The 16,549-nt window shown below is 64.5% G+C and carries 14 protein-coding genes and 1 tRNA gene; 4 read left to right on the top strand and 11 right to left on the bottom strand.

Translation table 11 applies throughout. The features are described 5' to 3' along the window. Positions 1 to 144: 144 nt before the first annotated feature. The 4 genes from ilvC to ilvD form a co-directional block, all read right to left on the bottom strand. Positions 145 to 1,170, bottom strand: coding sequence for a ketol-acid reductoisomerase (ilvC, locus tag LOC59_RS05190; RefSeq protein ID WP_227894729.1), 1,026 nt, complete (start codon positions 1,168 to 1,170; stop codon positions 145 to 147). Positions 1,171 to 1,217: 47 nt separating this feature from the next. Continuing rightward, a complete protein-coding gene (gene ilvN, locus LOC59_RS05185) occupies positions 1,218 to 1,730 on the bottom strand; it encodes an acetolactate synthase small subunit (RefSeq protein WP_055239688.1) in 513 nt (170 codons plus the stop codon). A gap of 4 nt (positions 1,731 to 1,734) precedes the next feature. Further along, a complete protein-coding gene (locus LOC59_RS05180; protein ID WP_227894728.1) occupies positions 1,735 to 3,642 on the bottom strand; it encodes an acetolactate synthase large subunit in 1,908 nt (635 codons plus the stop codon). Positions 3,643 to 4,059: 417 nt separating this feature from the next. After that, complete coding sequence (gene ilvD / locus LOC59_RS05175; protein WP_227915312.1) at positions 4,060 to 5,763, bottom strand: dihydroxy-acid dehydratase; 1,704 nt, start codon at positions 5,761 to 5,763, stop codon at positions 4,060 to 4,062. A 171-nt stretch (positions 5,764 to 5,934) separates the two neighbouring features. On the opposite strand from ilvD, the gene LOC59_RS05170 reads away from it, so the two are divergent. Then, complete coding sequence (locus LOC59_RS05170; RefSeq protein WP_227894726.1) at positions 5,935 to 6,375, top strand: hypothetical protein; 441 nt, start codon at positions 5,935 to 5,937, stop codon at positions 6,373 to 6,375. A 19-nt stretch (positions 6,376 to 6,394) separates the two neighbouring features. Here the strand turns inward: LOC59_RS05170 and LOC59_RS05165 are convergent, their stop codons facing one another. The 3 genes from LOC59_RS05165 to bcp all read right to left on the bottom strand — a co-directional run bounded on the left by LOC59_RS05165 (position 6,395) and on the right by bcp (position 8,055). Further along, positions 6,395 to 7,345, bottom strand: a complete 951-nt coding sequence (locus LOC59_RS05165) for a 2-hydroxyacid dehydrogenase (protein ID WP_227894725.1) — start codon at positions 7,343 to 7,345, stop codon at positions 6,395 to 6,397. 107 nt (positions 7,346 to 7,452) lie between these two features. Further along, positions 7,453 to 7,534: transfer RNA gene (locus tag LOC59_RS05160), tRNA-Leu, on the bottom strand. 53 nt (positions 7,535 to 7,587) lie between these two features. After that, on the bottom strand, positions 7,588 to 8,055 hold the full coding sequence (gene bcp, locus LOC59_RS05155) for a thioredoxin-dependent thiol peroxidase (RefSeq protein WP_227894724.1): 468 nt from the start codon (positions 8,053 to 8,055) through the stop codon (positions 7,588 to 7,590). A 146-nt stretch (positions 8,056 to 8,201) separates the two neighbouring features. On the opposite strand from bcp, the gene LOC59_RS05150 reads away from it, so the two are divergent. The 3 genes from LOC59_RS05150 (at position 8,202) to LOC59_RS05140 (ending at position 10,894) form a co-directional block, all read left to right on the top strand. After that, the gene (locus LOC59_RS05150; protein WP_227894723.1) at positions 8,202 to 8,708 is read left to right on the top strand and encodes a MarR family winged helix-turn-helix transcriptional regulator; all 507 of its coding nucleotides are present in this window, start codon (positions 8,202 to 8,204) and stop codon (positions 8,706 to 8,708) included. A gap of 306 nt (positions 8,709 to 9,014) precedes the next feature. Continuing rightward, positions 9,015 to 10,199 carry an acyl-CoA dehydrogenase family protein gene (locus tag LOC59_RS05145; RefSeq protein ID WP_227894722.1) on the top strand — a complete coding sequence of 395 codons (1,185 nt, stop codon included), beginning with the start codon at positions 9,015 to 9,017 and terminating at the stop codon, positions 10,197 to 10,199. 41 nt (positions 10,200 to 10,240) lie between these two features. Further along, entirely contained in the window at positions 10,241 to 10,894 is a 654-nt protein-coding gene (locus LOC59_RS05140; protein ID WP_227915314.1) for a nuclear transport factor 2 family protein, read from the top strand. Between the two features lie 60 nt (positions 10,895 to 10,954). Here the strand turns inward: LOC59_RS05140 and LOC59_RS05135 are convergent, their stop codons facing one another. The 4 genes from LOC59_RS05135 to LOC59_RS05120 are packed head-to-tail and all read right to left on the bottom strand — an operon-like array spanning position 10,955 to position 16,549. Continuing rightward, a complete protein-coding gene (locus LOC59_RS05135) occupies positions 10,955 to 12,175 on the bottom strand; it encodes an acetyl-CoA C-acetyltransferase (RefSeq protein ID WP_227894720.1) in 1,221 nt (406 codons plus the stop codon). Next, a complete protein-coding gene (locus LOC59_RS05130) occupies positions 12,172 to 13,749 on the bottom strand; it encodes a bifunctional 3-(3-hydroxy-phenyl)propionate/3-hydroxycinnamic acid hydroxylase (RefSeq protein ID WP_229970816.1) in 1,578 nt (525 codons plus the stop codon). Before LOC59_RS05130 ends, LOC59_RS05135 begins: the two co-directional genes overlap by 4 nt. Then, positions 13,746 to 15,701 (bottom strand): acetoacetate--CoA ligase, encoded by a 1,956-nt coding sequence (locus LOC59_RS05125; RefSeq protein ID WP_229970814.1) that lies wholly within the window; start codon positions 15,699 to 15,701, stop codon positions 13,746 to 13,748. The genes LOC59_RS05130 and LOC59_RS05125 overlap by 4 nt, the downstream gene beginning before the upstream one ends. Next, entirely contained in the window at positions 15,698 to 16,549 is an 852-nt protein-coding gene (locus LOC59_RS05120) for a fumarylacetoacetate hydrolase family protein (protein ID WP_227894717.1), read from the bottom strand. Before LOC59_RS05120 ends, LOC59_RS05125 begins: the two co-directional genes overlap by 4 nt.

Below are 16,549 nucleotides of genomic sequence, written 5' to 3'. Positions count from 1 at the left end.
GCTGTGTGTCGATGTGGTTTTGGGTATTTCACGCCGGAGGCCGGACCCTGTGCAGGGCCCGGCCTCCTTACCGAAACGGCTTGCTATTTAAGCGTAACGCCCGGGTTCGGACACGAATAATCCGTGTCTTTGTTACTGGCGCAACTAGCGCGCGACGTTGCCTTCGGTGTAGTCGTCGTCAGACTTGATCCACGAGAAGAGCTTGCGCAGTTCGCGGCCGGTGGCCTCGATCGGGTGGTCTTCACCCTTCTGGCGCAGTTCCTTGAACTCCGGAGCTCCGGCGTCCTGGTCATCGATGAAGCGCTTGGCGAAGGCACCGTTCTGGATGTCCGTGAGGACAGCCTTCATGTTTTCCTTCACCTCGGGGGTGATGACGCGCGGACCGGAGACGTAGTCGCCGTATTCGGCGGTGTCGGAAACGCTCCAGCGCTGCTTGGCGATGCCGCCCTCAACCATCAGGTCCACGATCAGCTTGAGCTCGTGCAGGACCTCGAAGTAGGCGACCTCCGGCTTGTAGCCGGCTTCGGTCAGGGTCTCGAAGCCGTACTGGATCAGCTGGGAAGCGCCGCCGCAGAGGACAGCCTGCTCGCCGAACAGGTCGGTTTCGGTCTCTTCGGTGAAGGTCGTCTCGATGACGCCGGCACGGGTGCCGCCAATCGCCTTGGCGTAGGAAAGCGCCAGGTCCTTGGCCTTGCCCGAGGCATCCTGCTCGACGGCGATCAGGTCGGGAACGCCGCGGCCTGCTTCGAACTCGCGGCGCACAATGTGGCCCGGGCCCTTGGGAGCAACCAGGGCGACGTCGACGTCGGCCGGGGGCTGGATGTAGCCGTAGCGAATGTTGAAGCCGTGGCCGAAGAAGAGGGCGTCGCCGGACTTCAGGTTCGGGGCGATCTCTTCGGCGTAGACGAAGCGCTGGACCTGGTCCGGTGTGAGGACCATGATCAGGTCCGCCTCGGCAACGGCATCGGCAACGCTGAGGACCTTCAGGCCTTCTGCTTCTGCCTTGGCGCGGGACTTGGAGCCTTCCTTGAGGCCAACGCGGACATCAACACCGGAATCGCGCAGGCTCAGGGCGTGTGCGTGGCCCTGGCTGCCGTAGCCGATGACGGCGACTTTGCGGCCCTGGATGATCGACAGGTCTGCGTCGTCGTCGTAATACATGTCAGTCACTGAAATATCTCCTGTTTGGGTTCTTGGATAAAGGTTTGTGGGTGGAACTAGGCGCTGCGCAGCGCGCGGTCGCTCATGGACTTCGCGCCGCGGCCAACGGCCAGGGTTCCGGATTGAACAATTTCGCGGATGCCAAAAGGCTCCAGCACTGACAAGAGTGCATTGAGCTTATCGGCGGTGCCTGTTGCTTCAACGATCAGGGAGTCTGTGGACACATCTACCACTGAAGCACGGAACAGCTCGGCTGCCTGGGTTACCTGCAGCCGGGTTGCGGCATCCGCGCGAACCTTGACCAAGATGTGGTCGCGTTGCACGGAAGACTCGGGAACCAGCTCGACGATTTTGATGACGTTGACGAGCTTGTTCAGTTGCTTGGTGACCTGCTCCAGCAGGTCGCCCTCGGCTTCGACGACGACGGTAATGCGGGAAAGCCCCGCAACCTCCGACGGACCGACAGCCAAAGAATTAATATTGAACGCCCGGCGGGCGAACAGGGACGCGACCCGGGTCAGGACACCGGGAACGTCTTCAACCAGCACGGAAAGGGTGTGGCGTGCCATGTCCCTACTCCTCCTCTTCCCAGGTGGGCGTCATGTTGCGGGCAATCTGGATGAGGTCATTGCTGACCCCTGAGGGGACCATCGGCCACACCATCGAATCGCGGCTGACCACGAAGTCGATGACAACCGGCCGGTCGTTGATTTCCAGTGCCTGCTTGATCGTGGCGTCGATGTCCTCTTCGCGTTCGCAGCGCAGGCCCACACAGCCGTAGGCGTCAGCCAGCTTGACGAAGTCGGGGATGCGCACGGTGTCATGCCCGGTGTTCAGGTCAGTGTTGGAGTAGCGGGACTCGTAGAAGAGCGTCTGCCACTGGCGCACCATGCCCAGGGACGAGTTGTTAATGATGGCTACCTTGATCGGGATGTTGTTGATCAGGCAGGTTGCCAGTTCCTGGTTGGTCATCTGGAAGCAGCCGTCGCCGTCAATGGCCCAGACCACCCGGTCCGGGTTGCCCACCTTGGCGCCCATGGCCGCGGGAACGGAGTAGCCCATGGTGCCGAGGCCGCCGGAGTTCAGCCAGGCGCGGGGACGTTCGTACTTGATGAACTGGGCGGACCACATCTGGTGCTGTCCCACGCCCGCAACGTAGACACCCTCAGGGCCGGTGAGTTCACCGATCCGGCTGATGACGTGCTGCGGGGCAACATGTCCGTCTTCGGGTTCCGTCCAGCCGGTCGGGTAGGTCTCCCGCAGCCGGGAAATCACCGACCACCAGGGCGCGATGTCGGGGGTGCCGGTCGCCTCGAACTGGGCACGCACCGCCTCGGTGAGTTCGGGAATGATTTCCTTCACGGACCCGACAATCGGCACATCGGCTGTCCGGTTCTTGGAGATCTCTGCCGGGTCGATGTCTGCGTGGATGACCTTGGCGCCGGGGGCGAAGGAGCTGAGGACGCCGGTGACCCGGTCGTCAAAACGTGCGCCGAGGGTGATCAGCAGGTCAGACTGCTGCAGGGCAGTAACTGCGGACACGGATCCGTGCATGCCGGGCATGCCCACGTGCTGCGGATGCGAATCCGGGAAAACACCCCGGGCCATCAGGGTGGTCACCACGGGAGCGCCCACTGTTTCGGCAAGCTCCAGCAGTTCAGCTGAGGCATTGGCCTTCAAAACGCCGCCGCCGACGTAGAACACCGGCCGCTGTGCTGCCGCAATGAGGCGGGAGGCTTCACGTACCTGCTTGGAATGCCCGCGGACCACGGTGCGGTAGCCCGGAAGGTCGATCTTCGGCGGCCAGGAGAACACCATTTTCCCCTGCTGCGCGTCCTTGGTGATGTCCACCAGGACGGGGCCGGGGCGCCCGCTGGTGGCGATGTGGAACGCCTCGGCGAGCACCTTGGGGATGTCGTCGGCGTTTGTCACCAGGTAGGAGTGCTTGGTGATCGGCATGGTGATGCCGACGATGTCCGCTTCCTGGAAGGCATCGGAACCGATAACGGCGCTGGAGACCTGGCCGGTGATGGCGACCATGGGCACGGAGTCCATGTGTGCGTCAGCGATCGCGGTGACCAGGTTCGTGGCGCCGGGGCCCGACGTCGCAATGCAGACACCGGCGCGGCCGGTAACCATGGCGTAGCCCTCGGCAGCGTGGCCGGCGCCCTGTTCGTGCCGCACCAGGATGTGGCGGAGCTTGGTGGAGTCCATCAGCGGATCGTAGGTGGGCAGGATTGCTCCGCCGGGAAGGCCGAAGACGTCGTCGACTCCGAGCTCCTCCAGTGCCCGGACGATGGCCTGAGAGCCGGACATCTCGGTGGGCGGTACTACATTGTTCGGGCCCTGGACGCGCGTGTCCGGGGCCTCAATCTGCGCCGCAGCAGAAAAAGCAGCATCTTTGGTCTTGGCATGCACGGACCGTGCCGGGCTTGCCTTCTGTGCCATCAGCGAGGGGCTGATTGGCGATCCCTTACTCATTGGAAACTTCCTTTGCGGATACATATCCAGTTGTTCTGATGCGGCGGCCGCCCGGGCGGTAAGTCCGGAGCAGTCTTTGTGCTTTCTGAAGCCAATAAAAAAACCCCTCGTGCCTGTTGGCTCCGTAGGGGTCCGCGCGTGACGTCTTTTTCAAGTCGGGCTGTTACGCCACGCGCTTGGTAAGGACGACGGTTACGATCTGCATGAGTTCAGTGTTCCCCTCCCCCGCTGACGGTGTCAACCGGAGACTATTACGTCTCATTATATGAGACGAAACAGTCCGCCCTCTGGACACCACGCCCGAAACTACGGGATTTCAGACCCTGCCCCCGGAGGCGGCAGGGCTTAATAAGGTTGAAACCCTGTAGGGGCCCCAATCGGAAGGCGCTCTGGGCGCCTTCCGATTGGGGAAGGGTTTCAACCGCAGTAAGCCCCGGTGGAGGCGGAGTTGACCATCTTGGCGTACTTGGCCAGGACTCCCTTGGTGAACTTGGCCGGCAGCGGCTCCCAGCCGATCTTGCGGGCTTCGAGCTCTTCGGGCTCCACCAGCAGGTCGAAGCTGCGGGCAGCAATGTCCACGCGGATGCGGTCGCCGTCCTTGACGAAGGCGATGGGGCCGCCGTCGACCGCTTCGGGAGCGACGTGGCCGATGCACAGACCTGTGGTGCCGCCGGAGAACCGGCCGTCCGTCAGCAGGAGCACATCCTTGCCCAGGCCGGCCCCCTTGATGGCACCGGTGATGGCGAGCATCTCGCGCATGCCCGGTCCGCCCTTGGGTCCTTCGTAGCGGATGACGACGACGTCGCCTGCGTGGATCCCGCCGGCATCGAGCGCATCCAGCGCACCCTGTTCGCGCTCGAAGACGCGGGCGGTGCCCTCGAAGACGTCGGCGTCGAAACCGGCGCTCTTCACGACGGCACCTTCCGGAGCCATGGAACCGTGCAGGATGGTGATGCCGCCGGTCTTGTGGATCGGGTTGTCCATCGCGCGCAGGACCTTGCCGTCCGGATCCGGCGGATTGATCGACGCCAGGTTCTCGGCCACGGTCTTTCCGGTGACGGTGAGGCAGTCGCCGTGCAGCAGGCCGGCGTCGAGCAGGGCCTTCATGATGACCGGCACGCCGCCGATCTTGTCGACGTCGAACATCACGTAGCGGCCGAAGGGTTTCAGGTCACCCAGGTGCGGGATCTTGTCGCCGATGCGGTTGAAATCCTCCAGCGTCAGGTCCACTTCGGCCTCGCGGGCGATGGCCAGCAGGTGGAGGACGGCATTGGTGGAGCCGCCAAAGGCCATGGTCACGGCGATGGCGTTTTCGAAGGCCTTCTTGGTCATGATGTCGCGGGCGGTGATGCCCTTGCGCAGCAGGTTAACCACGGCTTCCCCGGACTTGCGGGCGAACTCGTCGCGGCGGCGGTCGGCCGAGGGCGGGGCAGCGGAACCCGGCAGGGACATGCCGAGTGCCTCGCCGATGCAGGCCATGGTGTTGGCGGTGTACATACCGCCGCAGGCACCTTCACCGGGACAGATTGCCCGTTCAATGGTGTCCAGATCCTTCAGGCTCATCTTCCCGGCTGCGCAGGCCCCGACGGCTTCGAAGGCGTCAATCAGGGTGACTTCCTTCTCGGTGCCGTCTTCAAGCTTGGCGAAACCGGGCATGATCGATCCGGCGTAGAGGAAAACACTGGAGAGGTCCAGGCGCGCGGCAGCCATCAGCATGCCGGGCAGGGACTTGTCGCAGCCAGCCAGCAGGACGGAGCCGTCAAGGCGTTCGGCCATCATGACTGTTTCCACGGAGTCGGCGATGACTTCGCGGGAGACCAGGGAGAAGTGCATGCCTTCGTGTCCCATGGAAATGCCGTCGGAAACCGAAATGGTTCCGAACTGCATCGGGAAGCCGCCGCCGGCGTGGACGCCTTCCTTGGCGCCCTGGGCGAGACGGTTCAGGGAAAGGTTGCAGGGGGTGATTTCGTTCCAGGAACTCGCAATGCCGATCTGCGGTTTGGCGAAATCGTCATCTCCCATGCCAACGGCACGGAACATGCCGCGCGCAGGCGCCGCATGGATTCCGTCAGTTACCACTCGGCTGCGGGGTTTGATGTCAGGGGTGTTCTCCATGCTCATAATCAAAATCCTATTCCTTTGCCCCGCATGCCTGCGCATCGCCTCCCCGCACATCGGTAAGGAGGCTGCTTTGTTACGTGCGGGTTACGTTCAGCGGACGGCAGGATGAAACCTGCGCCCCGCCAGCCGCCTTCTCCCCCGGCGGGGCTCCCTGTCCATACACTGGGGAGCATGACACTGGAATCCGGACTGCCAGAAGACCCAGCCAGCGCTGCCCTGAAAGCCTCGCTCCGCCGGGTGTTCGACTCCCAGATTCCCAATTACGGCGATTACAACCTCGTCTGCGCCACCCCGGCCGCTGACTCTTCCGGATTCTTTGTCCTGGGCTACCGGTGGCGCCCGCCGGAGCTGGTCTTCGCACCGTTTTCGGTGGATTCAATGGAGAGCCTGGCTCCGCCCACGGCGGTGAACTCCACCAACCTCTCGCACGCCGACGAGGTGGCTCCCGAGAGCTACGAAGTCGGGACGACGGCGGGCCGGGTCTTCCGCTTTTCGGTCGTGCCCGAGCCAGAGCTGCCCCCGGCAGGCGGCGGATCTCCCCGGCGGCTGGAACAGGACGGGGACTGCGAGGATTTCAATTCGTTCCTGGACACCTTCCTGGAACTCGGCTGAGCGGACGGCAGTACAGCGCTTAAGCCCAAGGACCGCGCTGCACAAGGTTCAGCGGCTCGCGTCCCTCGGCCAGCCGGGCAGCCTGGCGCCGCAGGAATTCCTGAATCCGCGGCGTAAAGGCCTCAGAGTTGCCTCCGACGTGCGGGGTGATGATCGCGTTCGGCGCCTTCCACAGCGGGTGGTCCGCCGGGAGCGGTTCGGGATCAACGACGTCGAGCGCTGCCTTGAGCCGCCCGGACGAGACTTCCGCTGTGAGCGCCGCGGTATCAACGACGCCGCCGCGCGCGACATTGACGACCAGCGCCCCGTCGGGAAGCGCGGCCAGGACCCGGGCATCGACCAGGTGCCGGGTCTGTTCGTTCAGCGGCGTAATGAGGACCATTACGTCCGCGGAAGCTGCAAGGTCAACGAGTTCGTCCGTGCCGTGCACATGGCCGTCCTCGTCGTCGCGTGCCTGGCTGCCAACCCGCGTCAGTTCAACCTCGAAGGGTTCCAGCCGGGCCGCGATTTCCCTGCCGATCCCGCCGACGCCAACCAGCAGGACACGCCGGTCAGCCAGGCCCGGATAGCGGCTGGGATTCCAGCGGGCCTCCTGCTGGTCCCGCACCGCCGCATCGATGCCCCGCAGCGAAGCCAGCATGAGCCCGACCGCGAGTTCGGCGGTCGCTGCGGCATGGACGCCAGCTGCGCTGGCCACCGCAGTGCCGGCACCCACGAGTTCGGGAAGTCCGTCATGCCCGGTGGTCTGGGCCTGGAGGAGCTTGAGGTCCGGGACCCGTGCCACGCCCGCACGCCAGTCCGTACTTGCCGCATAAGGCGTGACGACGGCGTCGATCTGCGCGTAGTCCACACCGTGCGGTTCCCCCACCATGTCCCATAGGTGTGCCGTCATCCCTGCAGGCAGCGGCTGCAGGGCATCGAGGAGTTCCTGGGTGGGGACAGTCAGGGTGCGGACCGGATGAGTTGACATGCGCCTCAGCCTAGCGGGGCCCTGAACCTTCCCGGAAAAGAAAACACCCCGGTCCGCCGGACCGGGGTGTTGCCTGCGCCGCGGCGGATCGCCGCGGCTCATCAGGGTGCGCGAGGAGGGACTTGAACCCACACGTCCGAAGACACTGGAACCTAAATCCAGCGCGTCTGCCAATTCCGCCACTCGCGCGCGGCCCGGCCGGGATCCCCCGGCCGCAGGCCAGCCCTTAGTCTACCTGAGAATCAGTCGAGACCGAGATCACGACGGAGCTTGGCAACGTGTCCCGTCGCTTTGACGTTGTACTGGGCGAGGGAGACTTTGCCTTCCGGGTCCACGACCACGGTGGAACGGATCAGGCCCTCGTAGACCTTGCCGTAGTTCTTCTTCTCCCCCCACGCCCCATACGCTTCGGCGACGGCGTGGTCGGGATCGGAGAGCAGCGGGAAAGTCAGCGCTTCGTCGGCCGCGAACTTGGCCAGTTTGTCCACGTTGTCCGGGGAAATCCCCAGCACGGCGTAGCCGGCCGAGGCCAGGGAGTTCAGGTTGTCCCTGAAGTCACAGGCTTCCTTGGTGCAACCCGGGGTGGCAGCGGCAGGATAGAAGTACACAATGACGCTTCGTCCACGCAGGTCCGCCAGCGAGACGGGCGAGGAATCCGAGGACGCCAGGCTGAAATCGGGCGCAGCGTCACCAACGGAAAGTCTGGGCATGGGCAGGGGCTCCTTCAAATATAGATTGGGCAACGGCTGTGTCACAGCAGGACAGCAGGCTTGCGAATGGCTATCCTAGATATTGGATTTGTAGGCTATCCGAAACGCCGCGCAGAATCCGCACTCGAAAGGGAGAGTTCAGTTTTATGCCGGACATGGAGCATTGGCCAACCGGTCGCCTCTTATCAACAGCCGCCCGCCTCGTTGAGCATGCGTGGAACGAGCGTCTGGTCCGTATAGGAGTGACCCATGCTGGCGTTATCGCCCTTGGCGTCTTGGATTCACAGGGACCCATGACGCAGGCGCACCTGGCCCAGCTGGTAAGGGTCCAGGCCCAGACGATGGGCAAGACCCTCGCGAGGCTCGAAACGCACGGGCATGTGACCCGCGTTCGCAACGACCTCGACAAGCGAAGCCACATGGTCTCGATCACCCCCTCAGGCAAGCAGGCCCTGAACGAGGCCCAGGACATTGAGCGCACCCTGCTCGACGGCGGTGAACTGCTTTCCGAAGACCTCCGCGGCCAACTGCGGAAGGTCATCCGTGAACTCGGCAATCCCCGCTGGCAGATGGCCGTGGACGTTCCCGGACTTCCTGTCCCGCTGGACGCACCCTTGGACATCCCGGCGGACACCGCTTCCCGAACCGCTTAGGAAAACCGAACAGTACGTTTGGGCTTGTAGGGCGCACCAATGAAGGTGCGCCCTACAAGTGTTTAACCCTCCCGACCGGGCCGGGTCATCGGGGTTGGGGGGGCAGTACTGCTGCGCTGAAGTCCGGGCCCAGCCCCCGGAGTCCCGGCCGCGTCCACTCAAGAATTCACGGGTTCAGGCCTGCGTGGTGCTTCCACTGTGGCTGCAGCGGCTCTGAACCAAACGTCTGGAAAGTTCGCAAAAGATACTGGACTGGACGGTTCAGTGCAGTATGCTGATCGAAACATGCTCCAGAAAGGCGATGTAATGTCAACGACGACAACGGGCGCGGCAGCGACAGAACTCCTGACGCGCGCAGAGGAAATGGTTCCTGTACTCCGGGAGCGGGCCGGAGAGGCGGAATCGCTCCGCCGCCTGCCTGAGGAAACGATTGCGGATTACCGCGCAGCGGGGTTCTTCACGGCCATGGTTCCCGCTGACCGCGGTGGTTCCGCGCTCAGCCTCCAGGAATTCGCGGATCTGATCAGGGTGCTCTCCCGGGGTGACGCATCCGCGGGGTGGATCGCTGCGTTTCTGATCTCGCATTCAACGTTGCTCTACCGCTATGGAGCAGCAGCACAGAGTGAGTTCTTCGCCGAGAAACCGTATGGGCTCACTGTCGCCGCATCCGCGCCTCCCGGCAAAGCGGAACCCGCAGACGGGGGCTACCGGCTGTCCGGGCGCTGGCGCTTCGGTTCGGGGGCCATGCACGCTGAATGGGCGACTCTCAGCGCCATGTCCCCTGAGGGTCCGCTGAGCGTCACAGTCCCGATGACCGAACTCGAAATCATCGATACCTGGCACGTCCCTGGAATGAAGGCAACTGGCTCAAACGACCTGGCCGCGGACAACGTGTTCGTCCCAGCCCACCGCACGGCACCCTTTGCGACATTCGCGTCCGGGGCCAACGACGGCGCTGCGCTCACGAGCTACCCGCTCATCGGATACCCCATGAACCGGACGCTTAACCTCATCCACTCCGCCGTCGCGATCGGCACTGCGGACGCAGCCCTCGAGCTGTTTGCTCAGGGATTGGGCAAGCGGGTGCGGATGCAGACCCAGCAGCGGGTGATCGACGAGCCGATCACCCGTCAGACCTACGGCAAGGCATGGGACCTGGTACAGGTCGCGGCACTTCAGATGCAGGACTCTCTCGCACACACGGACAGGGTTTACGGCGCCCACGCGGCTGCCCCTGCTTCGCTTGCCGACCGCGCCCGCATCAACCTTGGACTGACCGGCTCCGGCCAGAAGGCGTTTCAAGCCGTTGACCTCGTCGCAAGAGCCTCCGGTGCCTCCATCTACCGCACCGGTGACCATCTGGACCGAATCGTCCGGGACACGCAGGTCATGCGCAACCACGCGGCCATCGATTTCGAGACGATGGCCTCGGTCGCCGGCGGTGCCCTTCTCGGCGCCGGCATCGGCGACTACGCCGACCCCATGTTCTGAGCCCGTCCCACTGCCCTCCTCCAACTGAAAAGGAAGACCCTATGACAGACCTTGCAGCACTTGAACGCCGGATTTCCCGAACCGAGGCCTACATCGAGATCTCGAACATCATGGGAAGGATCGAGTTTCTTCATTCCGCTTATGCGAACGAGCCGATCGTCCCTTACTTCAGCACACGGCCAGACACCGTGATCGAACTCCCGTTCGGCCGCTACACCGGTTCCGACGCCGCGCAGCGCTGCTTCGTCGGCGCCCTGGACGAGGGTCTGCCGCCGCGCGACCTGAGCGGCGAGTACGTGGAGCACCTCTTGTCCACACCAGTCATCGAGGTTGCCGATGACCTCGAAACGGCGAAGGCTGCTTGGATCACACCGGGCGCCGAGGCGCACCACCTCGGTTGGGTCGAGGGCAATCCCCTTCACGGTTTCTGGTACTGGGGCCGTTACCATCTGGTCTTCCGCAAGGAGGAAGGTGCCTGGAAGATCTGGAAGTACCGGAACTCGCTCACGTTCGTTGCCGACTACTACAAGAGCTTCACCGACGGCAGCCTCCCCCGGCCCCCTGCCCCAGTCGGCAACGGCGGGCCGGACAGCGCTCCGCGATTCCAGGTCGAGTACACCCCGTCCTGGGATCCCAAGAAACTCGTACACGCGCCCGAGCCCTACGCCACGTTCGTCGACGAGGACGAGTTCTAGGCGCAGGAACAACGAAAAGCGGCCGGATGAAATATCACCCGGCCGCTTTTGTTCTGCCTATCAGCTGAGGCGTTCCAGCACGATTGCCATGCCCTGGCCACCACCCACGCACAGCGCGGCCATACCGAGCGTCTTGTCCCCGGTCGACAGGCCGTTGATCAGCGTGCCGATGAGACGGGTACCGGTCGCACCGAACGGATGCCCAATGGCAATTGCCCCGCCGTGCGTGTTGAGCTGACGGTCTATGTCTATCCCGAGCTCCCGCGCAGAAGCGACGACCTGGACGGCGAATGCCTCGTTGATCTCGATGAGGTCGAGGTCTGCGATGCTCAGGCCGGCCCGGCGCAGCGCCCGGCGCGATGACTCCACAGGGCCAAGCCCCATGATCTCCGGAGACAGGCCCGAAACACCTGTCGAGACGATGCGTGCCAGTGGCTGCAGGCCGTGCGCCTTCGCGTACCGTCCGGAGACAACGAGTGCGGCGGATGCGCCGTCGTTCAGCGGGCAGGCATTGCCTGCCGTGACCGTCCCGACGGGAGAGAAAACGGGCTTGAGTTCCGCCAGCGCCTCCACCGTGGTGCCTTCTCGGATCGAGTCATCCCGATCGAAGATCGACCCGTCCGCCCTCACCACGGGCACGATTTCCCGCGCAAGATAGCCGCTGGCCTGCGCTTCCGCCGCCAGATACTGGGAACGCGCTGCAAAGGCATCCTGCTCCGCACGGCTGACCCCGGTCAACCGCGCCACGTACTCCGCGGTGTGGCCCATCTGGATGTAGGCGTCGGGCATCCCGCCGTCGGCGCGCGGGTCGCACCACGGCTCCGCCGACTGCATCGCCTCCGCGGTGCGTTCGGCAGGTGCGTCGAAGGCGGGGTTGCCTGCCCCGGCCGGCGGGGCCGCGTGTGATGTCGACTCGGTGCCGCCGACGAGGAACGCGTCCCCTTCGCCGGCTTTGATGGCATGGAAGGCCATCCGGGTGGTTTGAATTGAGGATGCGCAGAAGCGGTTCACGGTCGTGCCCGGCAGCGTGTCGTAGTTGAGCAGCGTCGCCACGACACGGGCCATGTTAAAGCCCTGCTCCCCGTCGGGTGCCGCTGTGCCAAGCATCAGGTCCTCGACGTCCTCGATTGACAATCCGGGTACCCGGCCGATGACGCTGGCGAACACCTGGCGCGCGAGTTCGTCGCCGCGCACGTCGGCGAGCCCGCCCTTGCGTGCGCGGCCGATGGCGGTGCGGGCAATGGAGACGATGACGGCGTCGTCGTCGTTGAGTGTGGTCATGCGGGCTCCCGTAGCTGGGTCGATTCAAGTGCGGACATGAGGTCTATGGCGTCGTCAACGGTCTTCGCAGAGCCGAACCCGTGGAAGTCGGGACGATAGATGACAGCCACGGCAGTTTCGAAGACCTCGCCGTATCGGCCGTCGACGTCGCTGCCGCTGTGCCGGTTGCGGGCCGCAGCATCGGGTGGCATGACCTCGATAACCTTGCACGGGAATCCCGCGGGTTTGGCCGCGCGGATACGCTCCGCATCTTCCTCGCTGACTACTCGCCCGTCCACGAAGGCCACGAACTCACCCCAGGTAATTCGGTCTGCGGCGCTCTCGCTGCCGTCGAGGCCCCGCAACCGTCCCTGCACGCCGATTCGGCCGGCGATCGGATCAGCCCCGGGCGCACCGCCCGGGAAGAATCCCGGACCGAGGATCTCCGGCGGCATGGGGGGAAGGGCATTCCAGGGAAAAGGCCCGGCACTGAGGAAATGGGCGTCACGCTCGGCGACCTTGGCGGGGTCGGTCTCACAAATCATTCGACCGAGTTCGAGTGACATCATCAGCGCATGCTGAACGTGTGCGCCCCGCTCGCTCCCATAGGTATCGAGCAGGCTGAGCGGCGCGACCCCGCTCAAGACGTGGTCAATTTTCCAGACGAGGTTCGCGGCATCGCGAACACCGGACACCATGCCCCGGCCGAAGAAAGGCGGCATCTGGTGTGCGGCGTCGCCGGCCACGAACACACGTCCGCGGCTCCATTCGGTGACGCATCGTGCGTGGAAGGTGTACATCGCCAGGCGCTCAAGCTTCGCGTTCCCGGGGGTGACCCCCCAGGGCGCGACGAGTCCCCAGGCGTTTTCCGTACTGGTGAATGCAGCAGCATCCTCCCCCGGCATCAGCATGAATTCGAAGCGGCGTCGCCCCGGACCGCCGGAGACTACCGAGGTCGGACGCAGGGGGTCACAGATCTGGCCGTTCTCGGGCGTCCAGGCACGCTCGGACATTTGAAGATCGATCACCAGCCAGTCCGAGCTGAAGTCCAGGTCCTTCATTGCCAGACCGGCGAGTTCTCGCACGGTCGAATTGGCGCCGTCGCATCCCACCAGGAATGTGGCACGGACCGTGGCCTCACCGGAAGGTCCCGCGATGACCGCTGACACCCCATCCGCATCCTGGTTGTACCCGGTAAGGGCGGTTCCCCAGCGAATCTCGAGCCCTTCAACCCCCTCCTGATGCCGTCTCAGCGCGGCTTCAAGGTCAGGCTGGGCGAACATTGTGGACTCCGGCCACCCCTGCGGCCCGTCGATGGGTGCGGGGAACGTCAGCAGGAGCTTCCCGTCAGCGGTCAGCCAGTCGTAACTCAGGGCAGGCTCGCTGAACGTGGCCTGCTCGTCCGCGTCCAGACCTACGCCGGCCAGGAATCGGTTGACGTCAGGGTCATAATGGACTGCCCGTGGCAAAGAGTACGGTTCGCGGTGCTGCTCAACGGCCAGCACCCGGTACCCGCGCTGTGCAAGGTAGAGCGATGTCAGTTGCCCAACCACGCCCTGCCCCACAACAAGCACATCGACATCTTTGTCGCTCATTTGGCTTGGATTCCGTTCTCTTCATTGAATACTCGGGCCCGCTGGACGAACCAGTCGACCGAGCCTGGATTCTGCAGCGATCCCCGATTGACTGCCTTGGCCTGGTCGTAGCCGAGGAACACCTTCTTCAAAGGCACCTCGATCCGCTTCCCGGAGTACGTGAGCGGGATGCCCGGCACTGCTTCGATCGCGTCGGGAACGTGCCGTGCCGTCGCCCGGGAGCGAATGGCGGTCCGGATCCGCGCTACCAGGTCGTCGGTGAGTTCAACGCCGTCGGCCAGTTCCACGAACAACGGCATCCAGTACCGCCCGCCCGGCAATTCGATCCCCAGAACGACGCCGTTGCGCACCTCGTCCAGAGTCTGCAGCGCGGCGTAGATCTCCGCGCTGCCAAGCCGCACGCCGTCCCGGTTGAGCGTGGCGTCGGATCTTCCGTGCACTATCAGGCCCCCGCGCGGGGTGCGGCTGATCCAATCGCCGTGAGTCCAGACGGAGGGATCGGCCTCGAAGTACGCCGCGTGGTATTTGGCCCCATCCTCATCGCCCCAGAAGCGGACCGGCATCGACGGCATCGGCCCGGTCAGTACGAGCTCACCCACTTCGTCGTCCGCAGCCTCCCGGCCGTCCTCGGTGCGAACCTGGACGGGAGTCCCAAGCGTCGGTCCCTGCAGTTCGCCGAGGTGCACGCGCTGCCACGGGTTACCCCCGATAAAACCGCTGCAAATATCGGTGCCGCCGGAATCACTGGACAGATGCACATCAGCCTTGACTGCCTCGTGGACCCAGCGCCAGGTCGAGGGGGCGAGAACCGAGCCCGTGGACATGATCGTGTCGAGGCACGAGAGGTCGTGGCGATCCCCCGGGCGCAGCCCGGACTTCTCCACGAGGGAGAGATATGCGGCGCCTGTCGCGAGCATCGTCGCGTGTGTCTGGGCGACGATGGCGAACTGGCGGTCGGCGTCCGGCCACATGGACGCACCGGGGAAGGTAACCACGGACGCCCCCACGCTGAGCGTGTTGGGAAGCGTGTTCCACACCATCCAGGAGGTATTCGCTGCCGTGAAGTACCGATCATCCGGACCGAGGTCGAACTGCAGCCCGATTCCCTTGGCCGATTCCAGCAGCATCCCGCCGTGTCCGTGCACAATGCCTTTCGGGACGCCCGTGGTCCCCGAGGAGAAGAGAACCCACAAGGGGTGGTCGAACGGCAGCCGCCGGTAGTCCGCGGATGCAGACGGCAAGGCATCGAGGTCATCGAGGTACAAGACGTCGGTCACTGAGGGCAGGGCGGAGCCAACCGAGTCCACCAGCGGCCTGGAGTCGACCGGGCGGCCCTTGAACGTGTAGCCGGAGGAACCCAGCAGCACGCGCGGCTCCAGCGGCGCGAGCCTGTCCACGATCGCAGGTTGGGCGAAGTCGGGAGAGCACACTGACCAGACAGCGCCGACGGACGCGGTCGCGAGCATCGCCGCGATCGCCTCCGGAACGTTGGGAAACACAGCCGCGACGACGTCGCCCTCCTCCACCCCGAGGCCGCGGAGGCGGGAGGCGAGGGCAGCGACCCGGTCGCGGAGACCGGCCCAGGTCCACTCAATCCGCCCATCCTCGGACAGCCCCACGATCGCTACCTCGTCCGGGCGTGTATCCGCGTGCCGTAAGACGTTCTCGGCATAGTTCAGCCGCGCATCCGGGTACCAGACCGCGCCGGGCATGCGGCGCTCCGAAAGAGCAGGTCCCACCAACCCGTCGCCTATCAGGCCTGCGTGTTCACGGACGAGATCCCAGAACGCCCCGGGTTCCTCGACCGACCACCGCCAAAATGCGGGATAGTCATCGACGAGTACCCCGTGGCGTTCGAGGGCCAGCTCCCGCAGGGCCCACAGCTTGGTCTTCCGGATACTCTCCTCGGTCGGCGCCCAGGTGACCTCGGGCGGCTCAGGCGTCTCGGTCACGATGCCGCAATGAACTCGTTCGTGAACGAGCCGAAGCCGTCGAGAGTGCTGGTGAGGCGGTAGCCCGGCCGCATCAGGATCCCGCGCGAGAGTCCCACGCCCGCCGGCGTGCCCGTGAAGATGATGTCGCCGGGCAGCAGCGTCACGATCTGCGAGAGCCGGTGAATGCTCTCGTCAATTGGGAAGAAGAGCTGGTCAGTGTCACCGTCCTGAAGAGTAATCGTCTCCTCGCCCGGGCGCTCCAACGTTGCGTGGAACGAGATGGAGTTCCGGTTCGGGAATTCGTCCGGTGTGACCACGTACGGTCCGAACGGTCCGAAGTTCGGGAACGACTTGCCCATCGAGAACTGCGGTACGGGGGGACGACGCTGCACCGTGCGTTCCGAATAGTCCTGTCCGACGGCGATCCCGGCCACATGCTGCCACGCATCAGCCTTGGAGATCTTGTGGCCTTCCTTACCGATAACCACAACGATTTCGGTTTCGTAATCGACGTCGTCGCTTGGCAGTTCGACCTGCGCATTGGGCGCTGCGAGGCTGGAACGGAACTTCGTGAAAACGATCAGCTCATCGGGAGCCGGGATGTTCGCCTCGGCGGCGTGGTCCTTGTAGTTCACGCCGATGGCGAGCACCTGCGGAGGCCTGGGAACCGGAATGCCGAGATCGGCTGGTTCGAAGGGCGCTGCCGCCGGCAAGGTCGCCGCCGCTGCCCAGGCAACGAAGTCGCTCCAGCGCTCGTACACGTCCATCGGGTCAGGCCCGAAAACGCCGTCGGAGGCTGCGGCGATGTCCACCGCTCCCCTCTCACTGACAAGCGCTGCACGGCCGTTCAGGTTAGCGATGCGCAT

It is taken from the genome of Arthrobacter sp. zg-Y916 (genome assembly GCF_020907385.1).
GTDB lineage: Bacteria > Actinomycetota > Actinomycetes > Actinomycetales > Micrococcaceae > Arthrobacter_B > Arthrobacter_B caoxuetaonis.
The sequence above is the reverse complement of the archived record's forward strand: the minus strand, read 5'-3'. Positions and strand labels throughout refer to the sequence as shown.